Below are 18,241 nucleotides of genomic sequence, written 5' to 3' on the forward strand. Positions count from 1 at the left end.
TACGTGACCTGGGCCCGCGTACCCCGAAGTCGTCCGTTCGTGCGCATGGCGCACGTCCGTTATGGGCGGAAGTCCTTCAGGCCGCCGAGGATCGCGTCGCTGATCTTGCGAAGCTCGGCCACCTGCGCCGGGGTGAGCTGGTCGAAGAGGTGGGTCCGGACGCCTTCGACGTGACCGGGCGCGGCCTCGGCGAGCCGGCGGAAACCCTCGTCGGTCAGCACGGCGAGCTGGCCGCGGCGGTCGGTCGGGCAGTCCTGCCGGCGCACCCAGCCCGACTCCTCGAGCCGGGCGACGGCGTGGGAGAGGCGGCTCCGCGACGAGCCGCACGCGTCGGCGAGCTCGCTCATCCGCATGGTGCGGTCGGGCGCCTCGGAGAGCCGCACCAGGATCTCGTAATAGGCGTGCGGCATGCCGGCCTCGTGCTGCAGCTCGCGGTCGAGGGCGTCCATCAGGGCCCGGGTGGCGCCCAGGAACGCACGCCAGGTCGCCTGCTCCTGGTCGTCCAGCCATCGCGTCATGGCGGCATCATACCCACCTAGTTGAACTCTCAACTAGACGGCGCTACCGTTGTGGCCATGGGCATCCACCGACTCAACCACGCGGTCCTGTTCGTCAGCGACCTGGCCCGCAGCGTCGCCTTCTACCAGGACGTGCTCGGCTTCCACCGGGTGCCGATGACGCCCGACGGGTTCGCCGGCGCGGCGTTCCTCCAGGCCAAGGACTCGACCAACGACCACGACCTCGGGCTGTTCGAGGTGAAGGGCGCGGGCCCCTCGCCGGCCGGCCGGGCCACCGTGGGTCTCTACCACCTGGCCTGGGAGGTCGACACGCTCGACGAGCTGTCGGCGACCGCCGAGCGCCTGGCCGCCGCCGGTGCGCTGGCCGGCACGTCCGACCACGGCAGCACCAAGTCGCTCTACGGCAAGGACCCCGACGGCCTCGAGTTCGAGATCGTCTGGCTGATCCCGGCCGACCGGCTCGACGACGCGGCGCTGGCCGCCCGCCGCCGCATCGGCCGGCTCGACATCGAGGCCGAGAAGGCCCGTTACGGCGGCCAGACGCGAGGCGGTGTCGGGATCTCCGTTCCCGCCTGACGCCTTTTCGGCCAAAATGGTGGCATGGCCGGGCCGATCGACGACGTCGTACGCGAGATCCTCGTGCGACAGCTCGACGCGTGGGGTCCGGCCGCCCTGCACCGCAGCAAGCGGGCGACGTTCGCGCAGGCCTACGGCGGCCCGCTCGACGGGTTGCCCGAGGCCGCACTGCGGGTCTTCGACGAGTTCACCGACCTGCTGCGCGGCCGCCGGCTGACCGCGCCGGTCGTGGCGCCTGATCCCGACCGGCCGGCGCTCGACGCGGTCTACCGTGAGCTCGACTCGCCGTCCGGGTTGGACATCCACGCCGTCGACGGCGGGGTGGACACCCTGGCCGCGGTGCTGCGCGCCGCCTCGGCCGCCGGCGCGCCGCTGTTCGCCTACCTCGACGCGACCACCGGCCCGGCCCCCGCCACCGCGACCGTGGCCGCGGTGGCCCGCGGCAAGCCCGGCGAGCTGCTGCTGGTGCTGCCGGCCGGCACCCGCGACCATCGGGCGTTGCTCGGCGAGGCCGGCTTCCCGCTGGTCGCCGACGTCGAGCTGGTCGCCCGCGACGGCAGCGCCCGGCTGGTCGCGTTCGCCACCGGCGCGGGCAAGAGCCTCGACACCTTCAAGGACGCGATGTGGGCGGTCGACGAGTACGCGGGCGTCCGTTACCGCGACCCGCACGACCCGGAGGAGCACCTGCTCGACATCTCCGAGCGGCCCCACCCCGGCCCGTTGCGCCGCGAGCTGCTGGCCCACCTCGGCGAGGTCGGCCGGGCGACGGTGACCGAGCTGCGCCGGTTCGCCGTGACCGACACCGTCTATCGCGCCGCCGACGCCAACCGGGTGCTGACCGCCTTGTTGACCGCCGGCCAGGTCACCCGCGACCCGCCGGCCGGCCGGCTCGGCGGCGACGTGGTCATCGCTGCCGCCGGTTGGCGCGCACCCGGGCGGACGCCTGGTTGACCAGCAGCGACGCGCCCGTTGCCAGCACCGCGATGTTGAACACCATCTGGAAGCAGAGCAGCACCCGCGCGCCCTGACCGGCGGCGTGCACGTCGCCGAAGCCGACGGTGAACAGCGTCGACAGTGCGAAGTAGAGCGCGTCGGTGCGGGTCTCCAGCCCGTCGAACTGGGCGGGCAGCGTCACCTCGAGCACGTAGTCGGCCAGCGCGAACGCGATCGCCCCGGCCACCAGCGCGACGGCCAGGCCCTCCAACGGGAGCTGGTCGCTGCGCAGCCGGCGGCGGATCTGCCAGACCACCAGGGCGACCGCGCCACCGACGAAGACGAGTGCGGCCAACGCGCGTAGGGCCAGCCGCCAGCCGGCGTCGCCGCGCTCGACCGGCACGACGTAGTAGAGCGCGACCAGCAGCACGACCGCCGTCACCACACGGACCCACGCCGCCCGGTTCATATCGGACAATCTACTCAGGGCAGACGCACTCGCGGCGCCCTTCCGGAGGACCGGAGGGCGCCGCGAGCGGGGGAGGTCAGCTCTTGTCCTGCTTCCAGGACAGCGGTCCCGGCAGGTCGACGCGGTGCGCGCGCGCCCGGGAGTTCCACGACCAGCGACCGATCTTGATGCTCCAGGAGCTGAAGCCGTTCTCCGTGAAGTTCAGGATGATCGGGCCGAATTTCTTCCGCTTACGGAACATCAGACCCATGATCAGGCACCCTTTCTTTGTCGGCCCGCGGCATCCCTGGCGCCGGGGTCGAGCCTGAATGTGCCCAGATCGCTGATTTCCGAAACCGGCTTAGTGGATCAACGCGATCGACCGGAGCGCATGACGCCGAGCCGGGACGCCCACGACATGACCGACCGCTCGGACGCGGCCGACAGCAGCGAGAACGCGCTGGCCCAGGAGCCGATCGAGAACGCGGAGAAGGCCGACCCGACGGAGCCGATGCTCCCGATCGACCCGATCGAACCGATCGAGAGGATCGATCCCTTGGACGCGATGCTGAGGACGGAGTCCTCGGAGCGGATGCACAGCATGCCTTCGGGTGCCCCGTGCGCGCGGCGCTATTCTCGATGGGTGAGCCGGGCTCGGATCGCCCTGACCGTGGTCACCGTCGTCGTGCTGGTCGCCGCCGCCCTCGGTGGCGTCGCGGCCTGGCGCGGCTGGTTCGCCGAGCCGTCCGTCGACGCCGCGCCCGACGCCCGGGCCGCCGCCGTGTCCGACGTGGTCACCGACCTGCGCGCGCTGTGGGGCCTGGCGTTCCGGTCCGACGGGTCGGCGCTGGTCACCGAGCGCGACACGGCCCGCATCCTGTCGGTGCAGGGCAACAGCGCCCGCGAGGTGACGGTGGTCGACGAGGCACAGCCGGCCGGCGAGGGCGGGTTGCTCGGCATCGCGATCGCGCCCGCCGGCGACTGGGTCTACGTCTACTACACCGCGGCCGACGACAACCGGATCGCGCGGTTCCGGCCCGACCAGCCCGACGCCCGCTCGGTGGTGTTCAGCGGGATCCCCAAGGCCGGCAACCACAACGGCGGCCGGATCGCGTTCGGACCCGACGGGATGCTCTACGTCGGCACCGGCGACGCGGGGGAGCGGGACGCCGCACAGGACCGCGCCAGCCTGGGTGGCAAGATCCTGCGACTCACCCCGGACGGCGCGCCGGCGCCGGGCAACCCGTTCGGCGCCACGCCGGTCTACAGCTACGGCCACCGCAACGTGCAGGGGCTGGCCTGGGACTCCGGCGGCGCGATGTTCGCCTCGGAGTTCGGCCAGAACACCTACGACGAGCTCAACCGGATCGAGCCGGGCCGCAACTACGGCTGGCCCGAGGCGGAGGGCAACTCCGACGACCCGGCGTTCACCAACCCGATCGCCACCTGGCGCACCGCCGACGCGTCGCCGAGCGGCATCGCCGTCGGCCCGGACGGGCGGGTGTGGATGGCCTGCCTGCGCGGGGAGCGGCTCTACACGATCAACAGCGACGGCAGCGGCGCCCAGGCGCTGCTGCGCGGCGAGCACGGCCGGCTCCGGCACGTCGCGGCCGCGCCGGACGGGTCGATGTGGGTGCTCACCTCCAACCACGACGGCCGGGGCGACCCGGCGCCCGGTGACGACCGGATCCTGCGCGTCACCACCTGACACCGGTAATTTCGCCGATGCGCTCCCGTGGGGGCGCGCCAAACACTGGTCCACGTCGATGTCCCCCGACGGACCAGGAGCCCCCCACGTGAAGACACCCATCCGCCTCGCCGCCGCGGCCGCGGCCGCCGTGCTCGCCGTCGGTGTCGTGGGCGTCCCCAGCGCCCACGCCGCCGAGAACCCCTACGAGCGCGGCCCCGATCCGAGCGTCTCCCTCCTCGAAGCCTCCCGTGGCCCGTACGCCACGTCTTCGACCACCGTTTCCTCGCTGGTCAGCGGCTTCGGCGGCGGCGTCATCTACTACCCGACCAGCACCGCCGACGGCACCTTCGGCGGCATCGCGATCTCGCCGGGCTTCACCGCCGCCTGGTCCAGCATCAGCTGGCTCGGCCCCCGGCTCGCCTCGCACGGCTTCGTGGTCATCGGCATCGAGACCAACAGCCGCCTCGACCAGCCCGCCAGCCGTGGCCAGCAGCTCCTCGCGGCGCTCGACTACCTGGTCAACAGCAGCTCGGTGCGCACGCGGGTGGACCGCAACCGGCTGGCCGTGGCCGGCCACTCGATGGGTGGCGGCGGCAGCCTCGAGGCCGCCTCCGACCGGCCGTCGCTGCAGGCCGCGATCCCGCTCGCGCCGTGGAACACCGACAAGACCTGGTCCGAGCTGCGGGTGCCCACGCTGATCATCGGTGGCGAGAGCGACACGGTCGCGCCGGTCTCCTCGCACTCGATCCCGTTCTACAACAGCATCCCGGCGTCGGCGGAGAAGGCCTACCTGGAGCTCAACAGCGCCAGCCACTTCTTCCCGCAGAGCACCAACACCCCGACCGCCCGGCAGATGGTGGCCTGGCTCAAGCGGTTCGTCGACGACGACACCCGCTACGAGCAGTTCCTCTGCCCCGGGCCGAGCGGACTGTCGATCGAGGAGTACCGCAACACCTGCCCGAGCAGCTGATCCGCGTACGCACGACGAAGGCGCCCGTCGATCGACGGGCGTCTTTGTTGCCAGAAGCTTTCGGATAGGTGAAACTGGATACATGCTTGTTGCACCGGCAGTGCAGATATCTGCGCTGCTGCGTGGGCGGGCACGCGAGCTCGCCGCGATCGGCCAGCTGCTGCGCCGCGCGGCCGACGGCGCCGGCGGCGCGCTGGTGCTCGAGGGCGACCCGGGGTCCGGCCGCAGCGCGCTGCTCGCCCATGCGGTGCGGCAGGCCCCCGGCTTCGACCGGATCCCCGTCCTCGGCCTGCCCGGCGAGACCGACCTGCCCTACGCGGCGCTGCACCGGCTGCCCGTGCCGCCACCGGTCCGCCGGCCGCGGACGGCCGACCAGCGGCTGCGGCTGTGCACCCGGGTGCTCGACGCGGTCGTCGCCCGCAGCCGTCGCCGGCCGGTGCTCGTCGTGGTCGACGACGCCGACCTGGTCGACCCGCCGTCGCTCGAGGTGCTGGCGTTCGTCGCCCGGCGCTGCGGTGACCACGCGGTCGCGATGGTCTTCGCCGGCGCCGCCGGGCCACCGGTCGACGGGGCGGCGCTGCGGCTCGCGCCGCTGGATCCGGCCACCGCCGGTGACGTGCTGGCCGACCACGGTCTCGGTGGGCCGCTCGCGGAGGTGCTGGTCGGGCTGGCCCGCGGCAACCCGGCGGCGTTGCACGACCTGATCCGGGCCCTGACGCCCGAGCAGCGCCGCGGCGCCGAGCCACCGCCGGCCGGGCTGCCGGCCGACGGTGCACTCCGCCGGGCGTACCGGACGCGGTTGCGGTCCCTGCCCCCGGCCACCCGGCGCGCGCTGCTGCTGGTCGCCCTCGACGACGCGCTGGACCCGGCGGTGCTCGCCCGGCTCGGGGGCGGCGCCCTGGCCGCGGCCGAGCGGGCCGGGCTGGTCCGCGGCACGGAGCTCGCGCATCCGGCGGTCCGTGAGGTGATCCGCGACGAGGCCACGCTGGCCGAGCGCCAGCGGGCCCACCGCACGCTGGCCCGGCTGCTCACCGGCGACGCGCACCGGCTGCGCCGGCTCCTGCACCTGGCCGCCGCGACGCCGCCACCCAACGCCGCGCTGGCCGACGAGATCGAACGCGCGGCGGAGTCCGTCGTGGACTGCCGGGTCGGCGCGGTGGCGTTGGAGCGGGCGGCCGAGCTCAGCCCCGACGCCGGCCCGGCGTCCGCCCGGCGGGTCGCGGCCGCCCGCTACGCGTGGCTCGGTGGCGACCCCGCGCGCGCCCGCCGCCTGCTGGCCCGTTCCGGCGCCACCGGCTCGCTGCTCGCGGGCGAGATCGCGCTGCGCGGCGGCACCGCCGGCCAGGCGCTGGAGCTGCTGCTCGCGGCCGCCGACGAGCTGGCCCCCGCCCGGCCCGACCAGGCCTGGCGGGCGCTCGTGCTGGCCGGAGAGGCGGTCTGCCTCGACGGTGACCACGGGCGCTACCGCGAGGTGCTCCGCCGTGCCGTCCGGCTGCGGCGCGCCGGTCTGGTCGAGCCGGTCCGCGCGGCCCAGGTCGCCGGTCTCGCCGCCGTGCTCCGCGGTGACCACGAGCGGGGCCGGCCGGCGTTGCGATCGGTCCTCGAACTGTCCACCTCGGACCCGGACGTGCTGATCTCCGCCGCCGCGGCCGGCCTGCTGCTGGGCGACGACACCGCCGCGCATCGGGCCCTGGAGCGCGCCGCCGAGCTGGCCCGGTCGAGCGGCGCGGTCGCGCTGCTGCCGCGGGCGCTGGAGCTGCGCACGTTCGTCGAATATTGGATGGGCTGCTACGGCGCCGCGGCCGCCAGCGCGGCGGAGGGCGTCGCGGTTGCGCGGGCCTGCGGGCAGGCGTCGACCGCCGGCAACCTCGTCGGCCTGCTCGCGGTGCTGGCCGCCCTGCGCGGCGACGCGCCCGAGTGCATGCGGTGGATGCGCGAGCTGCGCTCGGCCTCGCCGGCCAGCCGGCCGCGGGCGCTGGTGCAGTGGGCGCTGGCGGTGCTCGACCTGGTCGCCGGGCGGGCGGGCGACGCGCTGCGGCGGCTCGTCTCGATGGCCGACCCGGCGTCGGGCAGCGGCACCCTGCTGATCCAGATGACCGCCACGCCGCACCTGGTGGAGGCGGCCGCCACGGCCGGCGACCCGGAGGCCGGCCGGTCCGCGGCCGAGGTGTACGACCGCTGGGCCGCCGCCACCGGCGACCCGACCCGGCGCGCCCTCGCCGCGCGCTGCCGGGCCCTGCTCGCGCCGCGCGGTGGAGCGGAGGCGGTGGCCGCGTTCGAAGAGGCGCTGCGCCTGCACCCGGCCGACGGCGGCGATTTCGAGCGGGCCCGCACCGAGCTGCTCCTCGGCCGCGAGCTGCGCCGGGCCCGGCATCCCCGCGACGCCCGGCCGCACCTGCACCGCGCCGCCGAGGGTTTCGCGCTGGTCGACATGCCGGTCTGGGCCGCGCAGGCCAACGCCGAGCTGCGGGCCGCCGGCGACGCCTGCGACCTGCCGGCGTCGCTGCCGCCCGGCCCCGGCCTGACCGCCCAGCAGCAGCGGATCGCCCACCTGGTCGCCGCCGGCGCCACCAACCGCGAGGTGGCGGCCCAGCTGTTCCTCTCGACCCGCACGGTCGACCATCACCTGCGCAACATCTTCAGCCGCCTCGGCGTGCGCTCCCGCACCGAGCTGGCCCGCGTCATCTAGCTTGCGGTGAACGCGGCCAGCAGCTTGCCGACCGCCGTGGCCAGGTCGGCGCGGTTCTCCGGCGTCCCGGGTGCCGGGGCGGTGAGCGCGCCGGCGCCGGCGAGGCGGTCGAACAGCAGCCCGTCGACGCAGGCGACGAAGTGGTCGCCGGCCTGGCCCGGGTTCGCCACGCCGGCCGCTGTCATCAGCGCGCGGGCCTGGTCGCGGGAGGCGCGGCCGTACGCCAGGATCGTGCGCAGTTCGGGATGGTGCGTCGCCTCGAGCAGGCAGGCGTAGCGGGCCAGGGTGCGTTCGCGGCCCGCCGTCAGCCAGGTGTCGAGCACCCCGGCCACCGCGTCGGCGAACGCCGTCGGATCGGTCGGCGGCGGGTCGAGCGTCTGCGTGGCCACATCGGCGTTGTCCAGCTCGGCGAGGCGACCGACCAGGCCCTCGATCAGCGCCTTGCGGGTCCGGAAGTACGCCGACGTCGTGCCCAGGGGCAGGCCCGCCCGCGCGTCCACCGCCCGGTGGGTGAGGCCGCGCATGCCCTGCTCGGCCACCACGGCGATCGCGGCGTCGGTCAGGTCGGTGAAGCGGGTCACGGGCGCCCTCCTGCTCTTCTACACCTGTAGTATGGTGATTCTACAGATGTAGAAGGGCGGAGGGGTCATGGCGACAGCGATCGTGGTCGGGGCCGGCATCGGCGGGCTGAGCGCGGCGATCGGTCTGCGCCGGCGTGGCTGGGAGGTGACCGTGCTCGAGCGGGCGCCGCGGATCGCTCCGGTCGGTGCCGGGCTGACCCTGCTGGCCAACGGCATGCGCGGCCTCGACGCGCTCGGCGTCGGCGACGCAGTGCGGGCCCAGGGGCAGGTCGAGGCGTCGGGCGGCCTGCGCACCTCGGACGGTCGCTGGCTGTCCCGCGTCGACGGCGACGCGATGACCCGGGCGCTGGGCACCTCCGCGATCGGCATCCACCGGGCCACGCTGCACCGGGTGCTGCTCGAGGCGCTCCCGCCGGACACCGTGGTCACCGGCAGCGAGGTGCGGCAGGTGAGCGCCGGCCCGCGACCGAGCGTCGACGGGCGCACGGCCGACCTCGTGGTGGCGGCCGACGGCATCGACAGCCTGATCCGCCGGCGGCTGTGGCCGACCGTCCCGTCGCCGGCCTACGCGGGCACCACCGCCTGGCGCGGGGTGACCACCGAGCCGTGGCGGGGCCCGCTGGTGGTGGCGGTCACGTGGGGCGAGGGGGCCGAGTTCGGCATGGTGCCGCTCGGCGACGGCCGGGTCTACTGGTTCGGCGCGGTCACCTCGCCGCGGGAGGCCTGGAACGAGGACGAGCTCGCCGCCGTGCGGGCCCGCTTCGGGCACTGGCACGACCCGATCCCGGCGCTGATGGCGGCGACCGACACCGTGCTCCGCGACGACCTCCGCCACCTCCGCACGCCGGTGCCGTCCTATGTGCACGGCGGTGTGGCGCTGCTCGGTGACGCCGCGCACGCGATGACGCCCAACCTGGGGCAGGGCGCCAACCAGGCGATCGAGGACGCGGTGGTGCTGGCCGCCCGCTGCGACCCCGACGGCGACGTGCGGGTGGGGCTGGCCGCCTACGACGCCCAGCGGCGACCGAGGTCACAGGAGGTGGCGCGGGCCGCGTACCAGATGGGGCGGTTCGGCCAGCAACTGCGCAACCCGCTCGCGGTCGCCCTGCGCAACGCGGTGATCCGCATGACCCCGGCGAGCGCGGGCCTGCGCTCGATGGCCCGCTACGCCAACTGGACCCCGCCCCAGCTCTAACCTTGGCGGATGGCGAACAACCCGGTGGAGCGGCTGCGGGACGAGCGGCGCGCGACCGTCGCGCAGATCGAGGCGCTGGGGCGGGTGGTCGAGGGGATCGTGACCGCGCAGACCGGAGCCAACACCGACGACGAGCACGATCCCGAGGGGCAGACCATCGCGTACGAGCGGGCGCAGGCCAGCGCCCTGTTGCAGCGCGCCCGCGACCGCCTCGTGGCGATCGACGACGCGCTGCGGCGGGTCGAGGACGACAGCTACGGCCGGTGCGAGCGCTGCGGGCGACCGATCCACCCGGAGCGCCTGGCCGCGCTGCCCGCGACCCGCACCTGCGTCAGCTGCGCCGCCTGACGCCGGTCACGCCTCGCGGACGACCGCGAGCTGGCTCAGCGCCTGGGTCTCGCTGCCGGCGTTGGGCGTCTCGACGCCGAGCGCACGCAGCTGGCCCTGCATGAACGCGACGAGCTGGGTGCGGTAGTCGCGGTCGAACTGCTGCAGCGAGTCGATCTCCTGCTGCAACGCCTCGCGCTGGGGCTGGAGGCTGCCGACCTGCTCCTCGTAGCGGCGCTGCGCGTCCTGCTCCAGCGCCTCGGCCGCGTCCTGCGCGTCCTGGGTGATCTGCTCGGCATTGGCCTGTGCCTCGCTGACCAGCCGTTCGGCGGTCTCGTTGGCGTCGGTGACGGTCTGCTCGGCCGTCTCCTGCGCCTCGTTGAGCAGGCGCTCGCCTTCGCGGCGGACGTCGTCGGCGTGGGCGGCCGCCTCGCGGGCGGACTGCTCGGCCGATGCGCGGGCGTCGGCGAGCACCTTGTCGGCCTGCCGGCGCATCTCGTCGGAGTAGCCCTGCGCTTCGCGGGCCACCTGGTCCGCGGCCCGGCGGGCCTCGGCCATCAGCTGCTCGGCCTGGCGCTGCGCGGCGGCGACATGCTCGTCGGCCGTGCGCTGGGCGAGCGTCAGCACGGCGAGAGCCTGGTGCGAGTTGGGGTCGCCGAACGTCTCGGTGGGCACGGGCTCGACCATATGCTGGCCATTGTCCGGAGTCGTACCGCCGAACAGCCCTTTCACTCGGCCCTTCACCCGGTTGTCCGTCACCGGTCGACCTCCGTCCTTGAGCGACCCGGTCGGCCGGACGCTACCAGGCCGAGCGCCCTCGTATCGAGGGGGAAGACGACAGGATCCACTCTTGACCAGGCGCGTTCGCCCTTAATGTCCACGATGAGATGAGTGAATAAGCCCTGCTAGCGGATGATCCGGGCAGCAAGATCGGCGGCCAGTCGCTCCGTGTCGGGCCGAAGTCCACGTGCGACGGCCGCACGCTCCGCCGCCAACCGATCACGCCCCGCCGCGACGATCTGATCGGCCTCGGCCCGCGCCGCCACCAACGCTGTGGCGCGCGTCTCGTCGGCGTCGGCCCGTGCCTCGTCGCGGATGCGGGCCGCCTCGACCCGCGCTTCGGCCAGCTTCTCGCGGTAGGAGTCGCGGAGCTGCTCGGCCTCGGCCCGCAGCGCCTCGGCGCGGGCGAGCCCACCCTCGATCGCGTCGGCGCGGGCCTGGGTCATGCGTTCCATCCGCGGAAACACGACCTTCATCAGCACCAGCGCGAGGAGGCCGAATGTGACGACGCCGGTCAGCACCTCCGGCCAGAGTGGGGTGATCGCGAGGAAGGGGTTGTCTCGATCGAACATCGCCACCTCCGTGCCGGGACATCGATCTTACCGCATACTCACCGGAATCAGTTCGCCCGCGGCCCACAGCGGCAGCTGGTCGGCGTAGTGCGGGTCGCCCGGCCGTCCACTAGCGCCGAACGGCACGATCCACCGGCTCGCCGCCCGGTCGCCGAGATCCCACACGTAGCGCGCGACGGGTCCACGCCAGCACGCGTCGGAGACCCCCGGCACGCTGGTCGTGGCCAGCACGCAGTCGGTGTCGCCGGCGAGCGCCGCGGTGGGCACGCCACCCGGCAGCGCCTGGATCGGCGCCAGCACGTGCCGCTCACCCCAGGGCCGCGACGGCTCCGCGGCGGCCTCGGCCAAGGCGGCCGCCGCGACCGGCGCGCACAGCGCGGGCCCGAGGCCGGCCACCACACTCGCCAGCGCGACGCCGATGCGCCCCAGGGGGTCCGTCCAGGGCGCGAACAGCCGGTCGTACGCCGACGGCGCGTGCAACGGCCGCAGCACGGGGTGCGCGTGCAGCCGCCGCACCAGCGCCGACCGCCACGCCGCATAGTCACCGGCCTCGACACTGGCCACGCCCATCGCCCCGTCCCAGCCGAGCAGCCGGTCGCGCAGCGCCGCCGCCGAGCCGCTGACCGACGCCGCCGCGAGGAGATCGCGCAGCACCGGCCCGCGGACGTCGGTGTGGATCGCCGCCGCCGCTGTGCCCGCGTCGACCAGCTCCCGGATCCGCCGCGCCCGGTGCGGCGGCGCGAAGTCCACACCGAGGTCCGCCACCTCGGCGCGACGGTCGTTGGCGTGCACCGCCACACCGTCCACCGCCGACTCGGCGGCCGGCGCCCAGCCGTGCCAGGCATGGGCGGGATCCCAGGCCGGCACCGGCTCACGCAGGCACCGCGCGGAGCGCACCGGCACCAGGCCGGCCACCAGTGAGCGCACGTCCCCGGTGGAGTCGGCGACCAGCACGCTGTTGACCGGCTCCACCCAGACCCGCAGGGCGGCGACCACGTCGGCCGTGCGCCGGGCCCGCAGCAGCGGTAGCAGCGCGTCGAAGCCCAGCGCGGCCCGCGCCCGGCTCGGCGTGCGCAGGCTCAGCGCCTCCCCGGTGCGCCGGTCGGTGTCGATCACCGGGCCGCGCGGCGTCTCGATCACCTCGACCAGCTCCGGCGCGCCGTCGCGGACCATCAGGTGTTCGATGTGGACGGTCGCCGGCTGCCACCCGGCCGGGCCGCGCACGGACACCCCGCCGTGCGCCCGGCGCACGCGCTCGCGGTAGAGGTCCTGGTAGTCGGCCATCGCGTTGGTGATGCCCCAGGCGACCCCGCCGGCGTGCCCGAAGTGCGGGACGCCAGGCACGCCGGGGAAGGCCAGCCCGACCACGTCGAACTCCGGGCACGCGAGCCCGACCTGTTGATAGACGCCGGGCAGCTCGAGCAGGCGGTGGGGGTCGCCGGCGATCGTCGCGGGCGGCCCGGCCAGCGCCCAGGCGTTGCTGCCGGCCCCGCCCGGGTCGGCCGGGCCGAACAGCGCGGTGTCACCGAGCGCGGCGGCCAGGTCGGCCCGCCACAGCTTGTGCGGAAAGGCGCCGAACAGCGCGTGCTGCACGAGGAAGACGCCGAGCGGTGTCCAGGGGCGCCACCGCCCGGGCCGGTGGCCGGCCGCCGCGAACTCGGGCGCGTCCGCGGCGACCAGCCCGGCATTGACACCGTCCACATAGGCCGACACCCAGCGCCGGGTCTCCGGTGTCAGGCGGGCGAAACAGCGCCGGGCGGTGTCGTCGAGCCGGGCCCGGCGGGCGAACCGGTCCCACGGCAGCTCGGCCGGGCCCAGCACCGCCGCGAGCCGGCCCTCGGCGCGGAGCCGCTCCACCTCGATCTGCCAGGCCCGGTCGGTGGCGGTGACCCGGCCCTGCAGGAAGGCGAGCCGGTCGGCGTCGTCCGCCCACAGGTACGGGATGCCCCAGTCGTCCCGGCGTACCTTCATCGCGCGATCGGGTTGGCCAACGTGCCGGCGAAGATGAGCGAGCCCGCCTGGTCGGTGAGGTCGACCATCTGCAGCGTGTTGCGGAGCTGCAGTCGGTTGAGGCACGAGTGGGCGAACTCGGGCCGGGCGAGGTCGAGCCGGCCGCGCAGGTCCGGGTGGTCCGCCGCGTGCGCGTCGACGCAGTCGGCGACGAGCGCCCAGAACCGGTCCCAGGGCAGCACGCCGTCGCCGTCGAGGATCCCGGCCAGGTGCCGCAGGAACCCGTCGAGCACGTCGGTGTGCAGCGCCAGCGCCTTCACGTCGTCGGAGACGTCGATCCGGATCCGCTCGATCTCGGGCGGGAGCGGGCGGTCGAGGCTCATCACCGCGACCTCCTCGCCGATGTCCTTCATGAAGACCCGGGTCGGCACGTGCCCGGCCAGCACCATGATCACGTTTTCGCCGTGGGGCATGAACGCCAGGTCGTGCCGGAGGATGCAGTGCACCACGGGGCGCACGTAGGCCCGCAGGTAGGCGGCGACCCACTGCCCGGCCGGCAGGCCCGACTCCTGGACCAGCGCCGCCACGAGCGACCGGCCGGCGCGGTCCCGGTGCAACAGGCTGGCCATCGTTGCCAACCGTTCGCCGGGCGCCAGCCGCGGCACCGGGCTCTCCCGCCAGAGCGCGGCCAGCATGCGCTGGTGCGCGGACGGAAAACCACTGCGGTGGTACGCGTCCCCGGTGTAACCCACCGACGCCAGCTCGCGCAGCACGCCGAAGCCGCACTCGCGCAGCGTGTCGTCGGCCGCCACCACGCCGGCCACCCAGTCGTTGATCGGCGGCGTCGCGCGCATGTAGGCGGGGGAGAGGCCGCGCAGGAAGCCCATGTTCTGGATGGCCAGCGCGGTCTTCACATAGTGCCGGTCGGGCCGGTCGGTGTTGAAGAACGTCCGGATCGACTGCTGCGCCCGGTAACGGTCCGGCCCGGCGCCCAGCGGCACGATGGCCCGACGTGCCACGTCGGGCGCGAACGTCACCGCGTGCTTGTGCTCCCACTGCCACGGGTGCACCGGCAGGTAGCGGTAGTCGGCCGGGTCCAGGCCGAGAGCGCGCAGCCGGCCGGCGAACCGGGCCAGCGTCTCCGGGCCGAGCTCCGCGGCGTAGTGGTCCTCCTCGGTGACCCCGGCGCCGGCGGTGAAGTCGCTCTCCGACCGGAGTGCCGCGAGCCAGAGCAGCCGGACGGGCCGGCCCGCCTCGGGCGCGTACGCCTCGTGGTCGGCCAGGCCGAAGCCGATCCGCCCGTTGTTGGCGACGAAGCCGGGGTGGCCTTCGGTCATCGCCGCCTCGATGGTCTGAAAGTCGGCGTGCACGAGGGCCGCCGCCGGTTGGCGCTCGTGGTGGTGCTTCCAGGCCGCGCCGGCCAGCGTGGCCGCGATCTCCTCCAGATAGGTGCCGACCAGCCGGTCCGGGATGCCCAGCGTCCCGGCCAGCCCCGCGAGGAAGGCCATCGCGTCGAGCGGCTCGCCGTCGTCGCGGCGCAGCGAGCCGGGATCCACCACCCAGTGCTCGAGCCCGTAGCGGCGGGCGCTGAACCGGTGCCCCTCCAGCACGAATCCGTCGCCGTCGGGGGCGGGCGTCACGATCCGCTCGTGGCTGAACTCGGCGATCGCCTTGGCGATCAGGTTGCGGTGGGCGACCGCCATCGTCTCCGGCGTCAGGTGGGCGGGCGGCTCCGGCGCGGTCAGGGCGTACGCGTCGCGCGTGCAGAAGCTCAACCGGGCCACCTTGTCGGAGAGCTGGATGCGGCGCTCCTCGACGAAGCCGACCTCGGCGTTCTTGCGCGCGATGGCGTCGTTGCGCTCGTCCGGCTCGACCACGACCCGCTTCGCCCGCGGGTCGGCGAAGATGAACGACATCACCGCCCGCATCACACCGGAGGTCAGGCCGTGCCGGGCCGGCGCGCCGGGCGCCGGGGGTGCGACCAGCACGTGCATCCCGACGTCGCCATCCTCCACTGTGTAGTGCTCGGCCAGCTCGCTGTGCGCCGGCTCGTAGGTCTCGGCCAGGAAGACCGGCGCACCGTCGAGCCGGCCGAGCCACGCCTCGTGGTGCGGGTCGCCGGCGATCTCCGCATAGGCCTTGCGCACGGTGTCGACCGAGGCGCCCTGCATTCCCCAGTAGACGGACCGCGGATGGGTGACCCAGGCGTGCAGCAGGTCCGCGTGCGCGTCGAGGTCGAGCGGTTCGAGCGTGAACGTCACGGCGCCACCTCCGCGAGCGCCGGCGCGGGGACGCCGAACTCCTGGAACGCGATCCGCTCCTCGACCGGGTAGACCTCGCGGCCCGTCAGGGCACGGATGATGACCGAGTTGCGGTAGGCGCCCATGCCGAGGTCGGGGGCGGTGAGGCTGTGCGTGTGCTCCTCCGCGTTCTGCACGAAGATCTCGTCGCCGGCCACGTCGACCGCGTAGCCCAGCGAGACGTCGTAGCGGCCGCGCTCGTCCCAACGGATCCGGTCGCGCACGGGGTCGAGGAAGGCCGGCACGCGGGGCGCGTAGCCGGTGGCCAGGATCAGCCCTCGCGTCTCGGCGGTGAAGGAGCGGTCCTGTTCGCCGTGGTGCAGGTCGAGGGTGAACCGCTCGCCGTCCCAGCTCGCCCCGGTCACCTCGACGCCGGTGCGCAGCGTCGTCCGGACCGGTCCGCTCAGGCCCTGCTCGTAGAGGGTGTCGAAGATAGTGTCGACCAGGTCGCCACTGATTCCCTTGTAGAGGCTGCGCTGCTCGCGGCCGAGCCGGTCACGGGTGTCGGCCGGCAGGGCGTGGTGGTAGCGGATGTATTCCGGCGAGGTCAGCTCCAGCGTCAGCTTGGTGTATTCCATCGGAAAGAACCGCGGCGACCGGGTCAGCCAGGTCAGGTGGTAACCGCCGGGGTGCGCGCCGGGCAGCAGGTCGAGGTAGATCTCCGCCGCGCTCTGTCCACTGCCGACGACCGTGATGGAGTCGAGCCGCTGGAGCTCCAGCTTGGCCGCGAGATAGTCCGCGCTGTGCCGCACCGGGCCGGGCAGGTCGCGCAGGGCGGCCGGCACACGCGGCGCCGTGCCGATGCCGAGCACGAGCTTGCGCGCCCACACCGTCTCGACCGCGCCGGCGGAGAGCACCCGCAGGGCGTACGCCCGACGGGTGTGGTCGTAGTCGACCCGCTCGACGCGGCTGCCGAACCGGATCGGCAACTGGGCGGCCGCCCACCGGCAGTAGTCGTTGTATTCCGCGCGCAGCGGGTAGAAGCTCTCGCGGATGTAGAACCGGTAGAGCCGGCCGGTCCGCTTGAGGTAGTTGAGGAACGAGAACCGCGAGGTCGGGTCGGCCAGCGTGACCAGGTCGGCCAGGAACGGCACCTGGATCGTGGCGCCCGGGATCATCAGGCCCGGGTGCCAGTCGAACCCGTCCCGCTGCTCGAAGAACACACCGTCCACATCGGGCAGGTCGGCGGTGAGGCAGGCCAGCCCGAGGTTGAACGGGCCGACGCCGACCGCGGCGAAGTCGTGGACCCGCATGTCACACCACCGCCGTGGCGAGCCGCGGGTCGTCCTCGGCCAGCAGCGCCCAGCCGGCCTCGCGCACCCGGTCGAGCACCGCACGCAGGTGGTCGGCCGTGGTCATCGGGTTGAGCAGCGTGAACTTGAGCCAGTGCCGGCCGTCGCGGGTCGTGCCGGCGATGATGGCCTCGCCGCCGGCGAACAGCCGGGCCCGCAACCGCGGCGTCAGCTCGTCGCAGGCGTCCTCGTCGAGCCAGGCCGGCCGGTAGCGGAACAGCACCGTGCTCAGCGTCGGCGTCGCGGCCACCTCGAACTCCGGGTCGGCGCCGAGCAGCTGGTGCGCCTCCTCGGCGAGGTCGACGACCCGGTCGAACATCGCGCCGAGCTGCTCGGCGCCGACCGTGCGGAGCGTCATCCAGAGCTTGAGCGCGTCGAACCGGCGGGTGGTCTGCAGGCTCTTGTCGACCTGGTTGGGCACGATCGCCGTGGCCGGGTTGAGGTAGTCGGCGTGGTGGGCCATCCGGCGCATGGCGGCTGAGTGGCGCACGATGATCGCGCTGGAGCTGATCGGCTGGAAGAAGCTCTTGTGGAAGTCGACGGTGACGGAGTCGGCCCGCTCGATGCCGTCGAGCAGGTGCCGGCGCCGGGTCGAGACCAGCAGACCGCAGCCGTACGCCGCGTCGACGTGCAGCCAGACGCCGCGGCGGGCGCAGGCGTCGGCGATGTCGGCGATCGGGTCGACGCAGCCGAGGTCGGTGGTGCCGGCCGTGGCCACGACGGCCATGGGCACCAGGCCGTAGCCGACCAGGTCGTCGAGCGTGCGGGTCAGCGCGGCCGGGTCCATCCGCCCGGCGGGATCGGTGGCGACCGCGACCACCGCGTCCCGGCCGAGGCCGAGCAGGATGGCGGCCTGGGTGACGCTGAAGTGCGTCTCGGCGGTGGCGAGGACGCGCATGCGGGACAGGTCGGTGGCGCCGCTCGCCTCCCGGGCCAGCAGTAGGCCGTGCAGGTTGGACTGGGTGCCGCCACTGGTGAACACGCCGTCGGCGTCCGGGCCGAAGCCGATCCGGCCCGCGGCCCAGTCGACGAGCCGGCGCTCGATCAGCGTGCCGGTGGTGCTCTGGTCGTAGGTGTCGACCGACGAGTTGACCGCGGCCAGCAGCACCTCGGCGCTGAGGGCGGGCAGGGCGACCGGGCAGTTGAGGTGGGCGACGTAGCCGGGCTCGTGGAACCAGACGGCGTGGTCGAGGTAGAGGCGGGCGACCTCGTCGAGGGCGGCGTCGGTGTCGCCGAGCGGCCGGTCGAGGTCCACGGCGTCGACCATGCCCTGCAGGTCCGTCAGGGTGGCGCCGGAGTAGGGACGGCGCACGGTGCGCACGCGGTCCGCCACGGCCTGCGCGGCGCGGGCGACATCGTGTTGGAACGTCGTCACAGTGGACCGGCCGAACAGGTGTGGAGTCTGGTGCTCCAACACGAC

The 18,241-nt window shown here is 74.2% G+C and carries 17 protein-coding genes; 7 read left to right on the forward strand and 10 right to left on the reverse strand.

Annotated features, from left to right (window positions below):
• Positions 1-59: 59 nt before the first annotated feature.
• A complete protein-coding gene (locus O7635_RS19390; protein WP_278081854.1) occupies positions 60-518 on the reverse strand; it encodes a MarR family transcriptional regulator in 459 nt (152 codons plus the stop codon).
• Positions 519-575: 57 nt separating this feature from the next.
• On the opposite strand from O7635_RS19390, the gene O7635_RS19395 reads away from it, so the two are divergent.
• Together O7635_RS19395 and O7635_RS19400 are read left to right on the forward strand one after the other, a co-directional pair.
• Complete coding sequence (locus tag O7635_RS19395) at positions 576-1,094, forward strand: VOC family protein (RefSeq protein ID WP_278081855.1); 519 nt, start codon at positions 576-578, stop codon at positions 1,092-1,094.
• Positions 1,095-1,118: 24 nt separating this feature from the next.
• Positions 1,119-2,045, forward strand: coding sequence for a hypothetical protein (locus O7635_RS19400; RefSeq protein ID WP_278081856.1), 927 nt, complete (start codon positions 1,119-1,121; stop codon positions 2,043-2,045).
• Here O7635_RS19400 and O7635_RS19405 read toward each other — a convergent pair.
• Positions 1,999-2,496 carry a potassium channel family protein gene (locus O7635_RS19405; protein ID WP_278081857.1) on the reverse strand — a complete coding sequence of 166 codons (498 nt, stop codon included), beginning with the start codon at positions 2,494-2,496 and terminating at the stop codon, positions 1,999-2,001. The two genes, O7635_RS19400 and O7635_RS19405, sit on opposite strands and share 47 nt — an antisense overlap.
• Positions 2,497-2,572: 76 nt before the next feature.
• Positions 2,573-2,746, reverse strand: a complete 174-nt coding sequence (locus O7635_RS19410) for a DUF4236 domain-containing protein (protein ID WP_278081858.1) — start codon at positions 2,744-2,746, stop codon at positions 2,573-2,575.
• 120 nt (positions 2,747-2,866) lie between these two features.
• Between O7635_RS19410 and O7635_RS19415 the strand changes: the two genes are divergently transcribed.
• The 3 genes from O7635_RS19415 to O7635_RS19425 all read left to right on the forward strand — a co-directional run bounded on the left by O7635_RS19415 (position 2,867) and on the right by O7635_RS19425 (position 7,824).
• Entirely contained in the window at positions 2,867-4,183 is a 1,317-nt protein-coding gene (locus tag O7635_RS19415) for a PQQ-dependent sugar dehydrogenase (RefSeq protein WP_278081859.1), read from the forward strand.
• 88 nt (positions 4,184-4,271) lie between these two features.
• Positions 4,272-5,135, forward strand: a complete 864-nt coding sequence (locus O7635_RS19420) for an alpha/beta hydrolase (protein ID WP_278081860.1) — start codon at positions 4,272-4,274, stop codon at positions 5,133-5,135.
• 100 nt (positions 5,136-5,235) lie between these two features.
• The gene (locus O7635_RS19425; RefSeq protein WP_278081861.1) at positions 5,236-7,824 is read left to right on the forward strand and encodes a helix-turn-helix transcriptional regulator; all 2,589 of its coding nucleotides are present in this window, start codon (positions 5,236-5,238) and stop codon (positions 7,822-7,824) included.
• Here O7635_RS19425 and O7635_RS19430 read toward each other — a convergent pair.
• Entirely contained in the window at positions 7,821-8,405 is a 585-nt protein-coding gene (locus O7635_RS19430) for a TetR/AcrR family transcriptional regulator (protein WP_278081862.1), read from the reverse strand. The two genes, O7635_RS19425 and O7635_RS19430, sit on opposite strands and share 4 nt — an antisense overlap.
• Before the next feature lie 67 nt (positions 8,406-8,472).
• On the opposite strand from O7635_RS19430, the gene O7635_RS19435 reads away from it, so the two are divergent.
• Complete coding sequence (locus tag O7635_RS19435) at positions 8,473-9,600, forward strand: FAD-dependent oxidoreductase (RefSeq protein WP_278081863.1); 1,128 nt, start codon at positions 8,473-8,475, stop codon at positions 9,598-9,600.
• A 9-nt stretch (positions 9,601-9,609) separates the two neighbouring features.
• Positions 9,610-9,948 (forward strand): TraR/DksA C4-type zinc finger protein, encoded by a 339-nt coding sequence (locus O7635_RS19440; protein ID WP_278081864.1) that lies wholly within the window; start codon positions 9,610-9,612, stop codon positions 9,946-9,948.
• A 6-nt stretch (positions 9,949-9,954) separates the two neighbouring features.
• On the opposite strand, the gene O7635_RS19445 is transcribed toward O7635_RS19440, so the two are convergent.
• The 6 genes from O7635_RS19445 to O7635_RS19470 form a co-directional block, all read right to left on the reverse strand.
• Entirely contained in the window at positions 9,955-10,602 is a 648-nt protein-coding gene (locus O7635_RS19445; protein ID WP_278081865.1) for a hypothetical protein, read from the reverse strand.
• Between the two features lie 230 nt (positions 10,603-10,832).
• A complete protein-coding gene (locus O7635_RS19450) occupies positions 10,833-11,279 on the reverse strand; it encodes an ATP synthase F0 subunit B (RefSeq protein ID WP_278081866.1) in 447 nt (148 codons plus the stop codon).
• A 27-nt stretch (positions 11,280-11,306) separates the two neighbouring features.
• Positions 11,307-13,250 (reverse strand): penicillin acylase family protein, encoded by a 1,944-nt coding sequence (locus tag O7635_RS19455; RefSeq protein ID WP_278081867.1) that lies wholly within the window; start codon positions 13,248-13,250, stop codon positions 11,307-11,309.
• Positions 13,247-15,490, reverse strand: a complete 2,244-nt coding sequence (locus O7635_RS19460; RefSeq protein ID WP_278081868.1) for a GNAT family N-acetyltransferase — start codon at positions 15,488-15,490, stop codon at positions 13,247-13,249. Before O7635_RS19460 ends, O7635_RS19455 begins: the two co-directional genes overlap by 4 nt.
• Positions 15,487-16,782 carry a SidA/IucD/PvdA family monooxygenase gene (locus tag O7635_RS19465; protein WP_278081869.1) on the reverse strand — a complete coding sequence of 432 codons (1,296 nt, stop codon included), beginning with the start codon at positions 16,780-16,782 and terminating at the stop codon, positions 15,487-15,489. Before O7635_RS19465 ends, O7635_RS19460 begins: the two co-directional genes overlap by 4 nt.
• A gap of 1 nt (position 16,783) precedes the next feature.
• Positions 16,784-18,196 (reverse strand): aspartate aminotransferase family protein, encoded by a 1,413-nt coding sequence (locus tag O7635_RS19470; RefSeq protein ID WP_278085529.1) that lies wholly within the window; start codon positions 18,194-18,196, stop codon positions 16,784-16,786.
• Positions 18,197-18,241 lie beyond the last annotated feature (45 nt).

Origin of the sequence: Asanoa sp. WMMD1127 (assembly GCF_029626225.1) — a bacterium.
Taxonomy (GTDB): Bacteria; Actinomycetota; Actinomycetes; order Mycobacteriales; family Micromonosporaceae; genus Asanoa.

Excerpts from the sequence above, each read along its gene's own strand:
- O7635_RS19390 (WP_278081854.1), bottom strand. The coding sequence starts at position 518 with ATGACGCGATGGCTGGACGACCAGGAGCAGGCGACCTGGCGTGCGTTC.
- O7635_RS19395 (WP_278081855.1), top strand. The coding sequence starts at position 576 with ATGGGCATCCACCGACTCAACCACGCGGTCCTGTTCGTCAGCGACCTG.
- O7635_RS19400 (WP_278081856.1), top strand. The coding sequence starts at position 1,119 with ATGGCCGGGCCGATCGACGACGTCGTACGCGAGATCCTCGTGCGACAG.
- O7635_RS19405 (WP_278081857.1), bottom strand. The coding sequence starts at position 2,496 with ATGAACCGGGCGGCGTGGGTCCGTGTGGTGACGGCGGTCGTGCTGCTG.
- O7635_RS19410 (WP_278081858.1), bottom strand. The coding sequence starts at position 2,746 with ATGGGTCTGATGTTCCGTAAGCGGAAGAAATTCGGCCCGATCATCCTG.
- O7635_RS19415 (WP_278081859.1), top strand. The coding sequence starts at position 2,867 with ATGACGCCGAGCCGGGACGCCCACGACATGACCGACCGCTCGGACGCG.
- O7635_RS19435 (WP_278081863.1), top strand. The coding sequence starts at position 8,473 with ATGGCGACAGCGATCGTGGTCGGGGCCGGCATCGGCGGGCTGAGCGCG.
- O7635_RS19440 (WP_278081864.1), top strand. The coding sequence starts at position 9,610 with ATGGCGAACAACCCGGTGGAGCGGCTGCGGGACGAGCGGCGCGCGACC.
- O7635_RS19450 (WP_278081866.1), bottom strand. The coding sequence starts at position 11,279 with ATGTTCGATCGAGACAACCCCTTCCTCGCGATCACCCCACTCTGGCCG.
- O7635_RS19455 (WP_278081867.1), bottom strand. The coding sequence starts at position 13,250 with ATGAAGGTACGCCGGGACGACTGGGGCATCCCGTACCTGTGGGCGGAC.
- O7635_RS19465 (WP_278081869.1), bottom strand. The coding sequence starts at position 16,782 with ATGCGGGTCCACGACTTCGCCGCGGTCGGCGTCGGCCCGTTCAACCTC.